The organism is Pseudomonas sp. NPDC089534, from assembly GCF_044749305.1.
Taxonomy (GTDB): domain Bacteria; phylum Pseudomonadota; class Gammaproteobacteria; order Pseudomonadales; family Pseudomonadaceae; genus Aquipseudomonas; species Aquipseudomonas ekonensis.
This window is the reverse complement of record NZ_JBIVHR010000146.1, coordinates 1-9606: the sequence shown is the minus strand read 5'-3', so window position 1 is coordinate 9606 and position 9606 is coordinate 1. Positions and strand designations below refer to the sequence as shown.

The 9606-nt window shown below is 62.8% G+C and carries 8 protein-coding genes; 6 read left to right on the top strand and 2 right to left on the bottom strand.

What is annotated here, in order from left to right; all coding sequences use genetic code 11:
• Positions 1 to 16 precede the first annotated feature (16 nt).
• Positions 17 to 421: a ferric iron uptake transcriptional regulator gene (fur, locus tag ACIP0B_RS26980; protein WP_007915216.1), complete on the top strand. Its 405-nt coding sequence runs from the start codon at positions 17 to 19 to the stop codon at positions 419 to 421.
• Between the two features lie 75 nt (positions 422 to 496).
• Here fur and recN read toward each other — a convergent pair whose 3' ends face one another.
• Positions 497 to 2170 carry a DNA repair protein RecN gene (gene recN / locus ACIP0B_RS26975; protein WP_400837924.1) on the bottom strand — a complete coding sequence of 558 codons (1674 nt, stop codon included), beginning with the start codon at positions 2168 to 2170 and terminating at the stop codon, positions 497 to 499.
• Positions 2171 to 2410: 240 nt separating this feature from the next.
• On the opposite strand from recN, the gene grpE reads away from it, so the two are divergent.
• The 5 genes from grpE to ACIP0B_RS26950 all read left to right on the top strand — a co-directional run bounded on the left by grpE (position 2411) and on the right by ACIP0B_RS26950 (position 8051).
• Complete coding sequence (gene grpE / locus ACIP0B_RS26970) at positions 2411 to 2977, top strand: nucleotide exchange factor GrpE (protein ID WP_400837921.1); 567 nt, start codon at positions 2411 to 2413, stop codon at positions 2975 to 2977.
• Between the two features lie 102 nt (positions 2978 to 3079).
• Positions 3080 to 4996 carry a molecular chaperone DnaK gene (dnaK, locus tag ACIP0B_RS26965; RefSeq protein WP_400837918.1) on the top strand — a complete coding sequence of 639 codons (1917 nt, stop codon included), beginning with the start codon at positions 3080 to 3082 and terminating at the stop codon, positions 4994 to 4996.
• A gap of 298 nt (positions 4997 to 5294) precedes the next feature.
• Positions 5295 to 6419 (top strand): molecular chaperone DnaJ, encoded by a 1125-nt coding sequence (gene dnaJ / locus ACIP0B_RS26960; RefSeq protein WP_400837915.1) that lies wholly within the window; start codon positions 5295 to 5297, stop codon positions 6417 to 6419.
• Positions 6420 to 6428: 9 nt separating this feature from the next.
• Positions 6429 to 7235: a 4-hydroxy-tetrahydrodipicolinate reductase gene (gene dapB, locus ACIP0B_RS26955; RefSeq protein ID WP_400837912.1), complete on the top strand. Its 807-nt coding sequence runs from the start codon at positions 6429 to 6431 to the stop codon at positions 7233 to 7235.
• Positions 7236 to 7313: 78 nt separating this feature from the next.
• Complete coding sequence (locus tag ACIP0B_RS26950; protein WP_400837909.1) at positions 7314 to 8051, top strand: PmeII family type II restriction endonuclease; 738 nt, start codon at positions 7314 to 7316, stop codon at positions 8049 to 8051.
• Positions 8052 to 8091: 40 nt separating this feature from the next.
• On the opposite strand, the gene ACIP0B_RS26945 is transcribed toward ACIP0B_RS26950, so the two are convergent.
• Complete coding sequence (locus tag ACIP0B_RS26945; RefSeq protein WP_400837906.1) at positions 8092 to 9507, bottom strand: DNA cytosine methyltransferase; 1416 nt, start codon at positions 9505 to 9507, stop codon at positions 8092 to 8094.
• Positions 9508 to 9606 lie beyond the last annotated feature (99 nt).

Below are 9606 nucleotides of genomic sequence, written 5' to 3'. Positions count from 1 at the left end.
CGCGAGAAAGCTGACCATGGTTGAAAATAGCGAACTACGCAAAGCCGGCCTCAAAGTGACCCTGCCTCGGGTCAAGATCCTGCAAATGCTGGACTCCACCGAGCAGCGCCACATGAGTGCCGAAGACGTCTACAAGGCGTTGATGGAGGCTGGCGAGGACGTCGGTCTGGCCACGGTCTACCGTGTCCTGACCCAGTTCGAAGCGGCCGGCCTCGTGGTCCGTCACAATTTCGACGGCGGCCACGCGGTATTCGAATTGGCCGACAGCGGTCACCACGACCACATGGTCAACGTGGAGACCGGTGAGGTGGTCGAGTTCGTCAGCCCGGAAATCGAAAAGCTCCAGAAGGCGATCGCCGAAGAGCACGGTGTCGAGCTGGTGGATCACAACCTCGTGCTGTACATCCGCAAGAAAAAGTAAGCCAGCTGCGCGAACGTCAGGTTCGCGAAACGAACGAAGGCGACCCGAGGGTCGCCTTCGTGCTTTCTGCAGGGGTCAAGCCTTCGCGGCGACGACCATCTTTTTGGCGTGCGCCAGGGACTCCTTGGTGAGGTCGATGCCGCCCAGCATCCGCGCCACCTCTTCTATGCGGTCGTTCTTGCCCAGGCGGGACACCGCCGTGTGAGTGGCCTGTTCGCCGCGCACCTTATGGACGAACAGGTGCTGATGCCCTTGGGCGGCCACCTGCGGCAGGTGCGTGACGGTCAGCACCTGTCCGCGCTCGCCGAGGCGGCGCAGCAACTGGCCGACGATCTCTGCCGTCGGTCCGCCGATCCCGACGTCCACTTCGTCGAACACCAGCGTCGGCACGCGGGAGGTCTGGGCGGTGATGACCTGGATCGCCAGGCTGATCCGGGACAGTTCGCCACCGGACGCCACTTTCGCCAGTGCCTTGAGCGGTTGGCCGGGGTTCGCGCTGACCAGCAGTTCAACATGCTCCAGGCCGTTGGGCTGCAGGTCATCGCTGTCGTTCGGGCGAAGCTCGATGGTGAAGCGGCCGCCCGGCATGCCCAGGCGCTGGATCTCCTGCTCCACCGCGCCGGCCAGGCTGCCGGCGGCCTGATGCCGCAGGTCGCTCAGCTCCCGGGCCTTCTCCTGATAATGGCGGGCGAAGGCGTTCAGCTCTTCGCCGAGCCGCTCGATGGACTCGTCGTTGGCGTTCAGGGTTTCGATCTCGTCCAGCAGCCTTTGCTGCAGTTCGGCGACCTCGGTGGGTTGGATCCGGTGTTTGCGCGCCAGGGTATAGATGGTGTCCAGGCGCTCTTCCAGATACTGCAGGCGCGACGGGTCGGCATCGAAGTTGTCGAGGAAGCGATTGAGCTCGCCCACGGCCTCTTCGACCTGGATCTGCGCGCTGGTCAGCAGGCTGCTGGCCTCGTTCAGGGCGCCGATGGTGCTGTTGACGCTGGTCAGGCGGTTCAGGCAAGCGGTCAGGGCGCTCAGCACGTTGCCGGAGTCGCTTTCGCTGCAATGGTCGACCACTTGTCGGCAAATGCCGAGCAGGGCTTCGGCGTTGGTCAGGTTCTTGTGTTCCTGCTCCAGCTCTTCCAGCTCGTTTTCGCCGAGCCCCAGGTTTTCCAGCTCTTCGAGCTGGTAGCTGAGCAATTGGTGGCGTGCCCGCTGCTCGTCGCCGGAGTTGGAGAGGCGCTCCAGTTCCTGGCGGGTCTGGCGCCAGCGCTGGGCGGCCAACTGCACCTGGCGGGCGAGGTCGGTGGCGCCGGCGTACTCGTCGAGCAGGCGTCGGTGGGTGTCGGTCTTGAGCAGCGATTGGTGCTCGTGCTGACTGTGGATATCGATCAGCAGCTCGCCGAGGGCCTTGAGGTCGCCGAGGGGGCAAGGGGTGCCGTTGATGTAGCCGCGGGAGCGGCCCTCGCTGGTGATGACCCGGCGCAGGATGCACGGGCCGTCCGTTTCCAGGTCGCGCTCGGCCAGCCAGGCACCGGCCTCGGGAATGTCGCCCAGGTCGAAGGTCGCCAGGATGTCGGCCTTGTCGGCGCCGGGGCGCACCACGCCGCTGTCGGCGCGGTCGCCGAGGGTCAGGCCCAGGGCGTCGAGCATGATCGACTTGCCGGCGCCGGTTTCTCCGGTGATCACGCTCATCCCGCGATCCAGCTCGAGATCGAGGTGTTCGACGATGGCGTAGTTGTGTACGGACAGGTGCACCAGCATGTGGGCCGCTCCCAGGCTTGAGGTCTGGTTATTTATACAGTGTTTTGTTTTGGGCTGACAATGCCTTCCCTTAGCTCGATTGGCTTGGATGCGATCGGCGGTTATCGCGCCCGGGAATGAAAATGCGGCACTTTTTTGTAGGGTTAATCGCGCCAGGCCCTTGAAGCCTGATTTTGCGGCCCCATATACCGGGGCAGAAGCGCGGGTACAGCCCGCGGACGATATTGAAAGGAGAATTCTATGGCTGACGAACAGACAGTGGATACGCAAAATCCAGAAGCCAATCAGGCGCCCGAGGCTTCGGGTGATGACCTGGCGACCCGTGTGCAAGTGCTCGAAGAGCAATTGGCCGCCGCGCAGGATCAATCTCTGCGCGTAGCCGCCGATCTGCAGAACGTCCGCCGCCGTGCCGAGCAGGACGTCGAGAAGGCGCACAAGTTCGCGCTGGAAAAATTCGCCGGCGACCTGCTGCCGATCGTCGACAGCCTGGAGCGCGGCCTCGAGCTGTCGAACCCGGACGACGAAAGCATCCGTCCGATGCGCGAAGGCATCGAACTGACCCTGAAGATGTTCCACGACACCCTCAAGCGCTACCAGCTCGAAGCGATCGATCCCCATGGCGAACCGTTCAACGCCGTTCACCATCAGGCGATGGCCATGCAGGAAAGCGCCGATGTCGAACCGAACAGCGTCCTGAAAGTGTTCCAGAAGGGCTACCAGCTCAACGGCCGCCTGCTGCGTCCGGCAATGGTCGTGGTCAGCAAGGCGCCGGCGCCGATTTCGCCTTCGATCGACGAGAAGGCTTGAAATCCGCCGTAAGGCCCCCATTTAGAAGTCAAGCGTTTAAGTGCTACCGCAGTTGGCCAAGACCGCTGCGGCAACCAAATCCAAAGTTTCGGGAGAGTGAACATGGGCAAAATTATCGGTATCGACCTGGGGACTACCAACTCCTGCGTCTCCGTGCTGGAAAACGGCAAGGCCAAAGTGATTGAGAACGCCGAAGGCGCACGCACCACGCCTTCGATCATCGCTTACGCCAACGACGGCGAAATCCTGGTCGGCCAGTCGGCCAAGCGTCAGGCGGTGACCAACCCGCACAACACACTGTTCGCGGTGAAGCGTCTGATCGGTCGTCGTTTCGACGAAGAAGTCGTGCAGAAAGACATCAAGCTGGTGCCTTACAAAATCGTCAAGGCCGGCAACGGTGATGCATGGGTCGAGGCCGCCGACAAGCAAATGGCTCCGCCGCAAATCAGCGCCGAAGTCCTGAAAAAGATGAAGAAGACCGCCGAAGACTATCTGGGCGAAGCGGTTACCGAAGCGGTCATCACCGTTCCGGCCTACTTCAACGACAGCCAGCGTCAGGCCACCAAGGACGCCGGCCGTATCGCCGGTCTGGACGTCAAGCGCATCATCAACGAACCGACTGCCGCTGCACTGGCCTACGGCATGGACAAGGCCAAAGGCGATCACACAGTCATCGTTTATGACCTGGGTGGCGGTACTTTCGACGTGTCGGTCATCGAGATCGCCGAAGTCGACGGCGAGCACCAGTTCGAAGTGTTGGCCACCAACGGCGATACCTTCCTGGGCGGCGAAGACTTCGACATGCGCCTGATCGACTACCTCGTCGACGAGTTCAAGAAAGAGTCGGGCATGGATCTGAAGAACGATCCGCTGGCACTGCAGCGTCTGAAAGAAGCCGCCGAGAAAGCCAAGATCGAGCTGTCTTCTTCTCAGTCGACCGACGTCAACCTGCCGTACATCACTGCAGACGCGTCCGGTCCGAAGCACATGAACGTGAAGATCTCTCGCGCCAAGCTGGAATCGCTGGTCGAAGATCTGGTGAACCGTACCATCGAGCCATGCCGCATCGCCCTGAAAGACGCCGGCATCGACGCCAGCCAGATCAACGACGTGATCCTGGTCGGTGGTCAGACCCGTATGCCGCTGGTGCAGAAGGCAGTGACCGATTTCTTCGGTAAAGAAGCACGTAAAGACGTCAACCCTGACGAAGCCGTTGCCATGGGTGCTGCGATCCAGGGCGCCGTTCTGGCCGGTGACGTGAAGGACGTCCTGCTGCTCGACGTCAGCCCGCTGACCCTGGGCATCGAGACCATGGGCGGCGTGATGACCGCGCTGATCGAGAAGAACACCACGATTCCGACCAAGAAATCGCAAGTGTTCTCGACCGCCGACGACAACCAGGGCGCCGTGACCATTCACGTCCTGCAGGGCGAGCGCAAGCAAGCCGCACAGAACAAGTCCCTGGGCAAGTTCGACCTGGCCGACATTCCGCCGGCTCCGCGCGGCGTGCCTCAGATCGAAGTGACCTTCGACATCGACGCCAACGGCATCCTGCACGTCGGCGCGAAAGACAAGGCCACCGGCAAGACCCAGTCGATCGTGATCAAGGCCAACTCCGGCCTGTCCGACGAAGAGATCGAGCGCATGGTGCGTGACGCCGAGGCCAACGCCGAGGAAGACCGCAAGTTCGAAGAGCTGGCCGCTGCCCGCAACCAGGGTGACGCGCTGGTTCACTCGACCCGCAAGATGATTGCCGACGCGGGTGACAAGGTCACCGCCGAAGAGAAGACTGCGATCGAAGCGGCTGTGGTTGCCCTGGAAGCCGCTGTGAAAGGCGACGACAAGGCTGCCATCGACGCGAAGGTTGAAGAGCTGTCCAAGGTCTCCGCTCCGGTTGCCCAGAAGATGTACGCCGAACAGGCCCAGCCTGCCGAAGGCGCGGCACCGCACGACGAGAAGGCTGAAAAGGCCGACGACGTGGTCGATGCCGAGTTCGAAGAAGTCAAAGACCACAAGTAAGTTGTTGGTCGGCCGGTTGACTGCCGTTGGGCGGTGACTGGTAGGATGTCGCCGCGCGGGAGCTTGCTCCCGCGTTGGCGTATCTGGAATACGCGAATTTTTACAGCATGCGACACCGTTCGGATGCTGGCGGCATGGCCGGAAATGCTCCTGCTTTTCGCGCCGCACGTGCCGCATCGGATCAAAGACCAGGATCGTTGAAATCGACGTGAGTTGGGTCCGGGCCTGTTTGGGGGCTCAACGAGTTCGGCGAAGCTCAGGAGGGGTTTGCCGAACGTCCTTAAGAGTGCGAAGACTTATGGCAAAGCGTGACTATTACGAAGTGTTGGGTGTTGAGCGCGGCTCAAGCGAAGCCGAGCTGAAAAAGGCTTACCGTCGCCTGGCGATGAAGCATCACCCGGACCGTAATCCTGATGACAAGGCGTCGGAAGAACTGTTCAAGGAGGCCAACGAGGCCTACGAAGTGCTGTCCGACTCCAGCAAGCGCGCCGCCTACGACCAGTACGGCCACGCCGGCGTCGACCCGAGCATGGGCGGCGGCGGTGCCGGTTTCGGCGGCCAGAACTTCTCCGACATCTTCGGCGACGTGTTCAGCGACTTCTTCGGCGGCGGCCGCAGCGGTTCCCGCGGCGGCGCCCAGCGCGGCAGCGACCTGCGCTACACCCTGGAGCTGAACCTGGAAGAGGCGGTGCGCGGCACGACCGTGAACATCCGCGTTCCGACGCTGGTCAACTGCAAGCCGTGCGACGGCTCGGGCGCCAAGAAGGGCTCCTCGCCGTCCACGTGCCCGACCTGCGGCGGCATCGGTCAGGTGCGCATGCAGCAGGGCTTCTTCTCGGTGCAGCAGACCTGCCCGCGTTGCCATGGCCAAGGCAAGATCATCACCGACCCATGCGACTCCTGCCACGGCGAAGGCCGTGTCGAAGAGTACAAGACCCTGTCGGTGAAAGTGCCGGCCGGCGTCGACACCGGTGACCGCATCCGTCTGTCGGGCGAAGGCGAGGCCGGGACCCAGGGCGGTCCGACCGGCGATCTCTACGTGGTGATCAACGTGCGCGAGCACGCGATCTTCCAGCGCGACGGCAAGCACCTGTTCTGCGAAGTGCCGATCAGCTTCGTCGACGCGGCGTTGGGCGGCGAGCTGGAGATTCCGACCCTCGACGGCCGGGTCAAGCTGAAGATCCCGGAAGGCACCCAGACCGGCAAGCAGTTCCGCGTGCGCGGCAAGGGCGTGGCACCGGTGCGCGGCGGCGGCGCGGGCGACCTGATGTGCCGTGTGGCGGTCGAGACGCCGGTCAACCTTGACCGTCGCCAGCGTGAGCTGCTGGAAGAGTTCCGCAGTTCGCTGGAGGGCGACAACAGCCATTCCCCGAAAACCGCCGGTTGGTTCGACGGCGTGAAACGCTTCTTCGGCGATCTGTAAGGAGTCGGCATGCGACGTATAGCTGTGATGGGCGCTGCCGGGCGCATGGGCAAGATCCTGGTCGAGGCGGTGCAGCAGCGCGCGCCGCTGACCGGCCTGACGGCCGCCGTCGTCCGTCCCGGCAGCACGCTGATCGGGGTGGACGCCGGTGAGCTGGCTTCGCTGGGCCGCATCGGTGTGCCGCTGTCCGGCAACCTGGAGTCGGTGGCGGAAGAGTTCGATGTGCTGATCGACTTCACGCTGCCGGAAGTGATGCTGAAAAACCTGGCGTTCTGCCGCAAGGCGGGCAAGGCCATGGTGATCGGCACCACCGGGCTGGATGCTGCCCAGAAGCAGATCCTGGCCGATGCCGGCAGGGACATCCCGATTGTGTTCGCCGCCAACTTCAGCGTCGGCGTCAACCTGTCCCTGAAGCTGCTCGACATGGCGGCGAGGGTGTTGGGCGACGACGCGGACATCGAGATCATCGAGGCCCACCACCGGCACAAGATCGACGCGCCGTCCGGCACGGCCCTGCGCATGGGCGAAGTGATCGCCGATGCGCTGGACCGCGACCTGCAGAAGGTGGCGGTGTACGGCCGTGAAGGCCATACCGGCGCCCGCGAGCGCGAGACCATCGGTTTCGCCACCGTGCGCGGCGGCGATGTGGTGGGCGATCACACGGTGCTGTTCGCCTGCGAGGGCGAGCGCCTGGAGATCACCCACAAGGCGTCGAGCCGCATGACGTTCGCCAAGGGCGCGGTGCGTGCCGCGCTCTGGCTGGATGCCCGCGAGCCGGGTCTGTACGACATGCAGGATGTGCTGGATCTCAAGTAGACTGCGGTCGTGGCAAAACAAAGGCGCGTAATGCGCCTTTGTTTTTTCCGGAACTCACTCGATAGGGAAATGCGCTTGATGCAGCCATTGGATCTGGCCGATGTGGCCAAATACGTCGAAGAAAACATCGGCACCTTTCACCAAAAACGCCTGGACAGCCTGTCGCGGCTGAAGCTCAAGAGCGTGCTCAAGCGCAAGAATCCCTACATGTTCAAGGCCAAGGATGTGCAAACGGCCGAGCAGATCGTGCGGGGCATTCTGGATGCGCATGTTTCTTCCAATGAAGAGACGTTGTTCGGCGACTGGCTAGAAGGCCTGGCGATCTTCATAAACAGCAAGACCTATGGCGGCAAGAAGTCGGCGGTCGCCGGCGTCGACCTGGAATTCGACAAGGAAGGCCGTCGGCACCTCGTCGCGATCAAGTCCGGCCCCAATTGGGGCAACAGCTCGCAAATCACTCAGATGCGCAGCTACTTCAAGACGGCGCAGCGCACATTGCGCACCAGCGACTCGGGCTTGAACATCGTTGCGGTCAATGGGTGTTGCTACGGACGCGATAACAACCCGGACAAGGGGGACTACAGCAAGCTGTGCGGGCAACGCTTCTGGGAATTCATCTCGGGCGATCCCGACTTGTTCGTCGAGCTGATCGAGCCGCTGGGATACCGGGCGCAGGAACGCAATGCCGAGTTCCAGGTTTCGTATGCGCAAATGGTCAACAAGTTCACCCGTGAGTTCACGAACGAGTTTTGCGACGAAGCAGGTGCGATTCAGTGGTCGCGGCTGGTGCGCCTCAACTCGTCCGCTGATGAGTGAAGTCTAAGGGGGCTTGGAGCCCCCTTTTTTCCATGTTTTCTCAGGCCAGTTCGAGATTGAACTGGTGCTTCTGCTTCTGCTGTTCGAACACGTGCAGCCAGTCGGTGTGGGACGTGGCCTGGTAGCGCGAAAACGGAAAGTTCTGCGGAGGGACGGTGTCGGTGCCGGCCAGCATTTCACGGATCAGCCTGCCGACCGCGTGGCCGAGGCTCACCGGCACGGCGTTGCCGACCTGCTTGTATTGCTCGATCAGCGGGCCCGCCAGTTGCCAGTCGTCCGGAAACTCCTGGATGCGTTTGTATTCCTGGATCGACAGCGGCCGGTCTTCCTCGGGGTGGGCCAGGTCGGTGGCCGGCATGGCCGGATGGGTCACCAGGGTCGGGGACGGCTTGTCCCAGTGCAGGCGCCGCAGGAAGCCGGTTTTGCCGCCGCCGGAAAAGTACGATTTGCCGAGGGCCTCTTGCTGCAGTTCCGGCGTCAGGCTGCGCCAGTTCTGCCCGGCCTTGAGCATGCGGTAGTACTTGAGGCGCTTCTCCGGGAAGTTCAGGTGCGTGTGCTGATCGATCCCCTGCAAGGCGCCGCGCAGCTTGTTCCAGACCGGCAGGCCGTGGGAACCGTCCTCTGAGTGCGTAGGCGTCAGGAAGGGGGCTTCCTTGCCGTCGCGGGAGCAGATGATGATCACCCGTTCGCGGATCTGCGGCGTGCCGAAGTTGGCCGAATTGTAGAGGTTGAACGTGCAGGTGTAGCCCGCCCGCTTGAGCACGCTGATGACGAAATTGAGCGCGCCGCCTTTCATTTCGTCGAGGGACAGATCCGGGAACTCGATGCCGCGCTGGTTGTGCGGGCGGTGATCCATCGGGCACGACAGCAGGCCGCGCACGTTTTCGATGACGATGAAGCGCGGGCGGATCTCCAGGGCGAGGTCGATGTACTTGAGGAAGGCGTTGCCGCGGTCGTCATTGAACGCCTTGCGCTTGCCGGCGGTGCTGAAGGCCTGGCAGGGCGGTCCGCCGACGATCAGGTCGACGTCTTCGGCGCGCACCTGGGCGGCCTCCAGGATCTGCTCGGCGGTGCAGTCGTTGATGTCGCCGAGCAGGGCGGTGTTGGGGCGGTTCAGGGCGATGGTCTGGCGGCAGTGCTTGTTCGACTCGCACGCCAGGCGGATGTCGAAGCCGGCCTTTTCCAGGCCCAGATCCAGGCCCATGGCGCCGGAGAAGAAGCTGAGGGCGATCGGCTTGCGTTGGTCGGGCGACGTCTGGACGGCGTAGGCGGGGTGGTCTTGTGCGATCATGTGTGCGGTTCGGAGGCCGTAGTTTTTCAGGCTGGCTTGCTCGACGATCCAGGTGTTGCCGATCTTCTCGGACTGGAGTTCGCCGGAGCGGCATAAGGTTCTGACCCGTTGCGTACTGACGTTCAGCAGTACGGCGGCGTCGGCGATGCTGAGATGGGTACTCATTGCGGGTTTCATTCCCGAAACTTGATATGGGTACCCATTCTAGAGAGGGGTGAAGGGGTGTCAACCGCGGGATCGACGTTATCTCAATTTGCCCTGCCT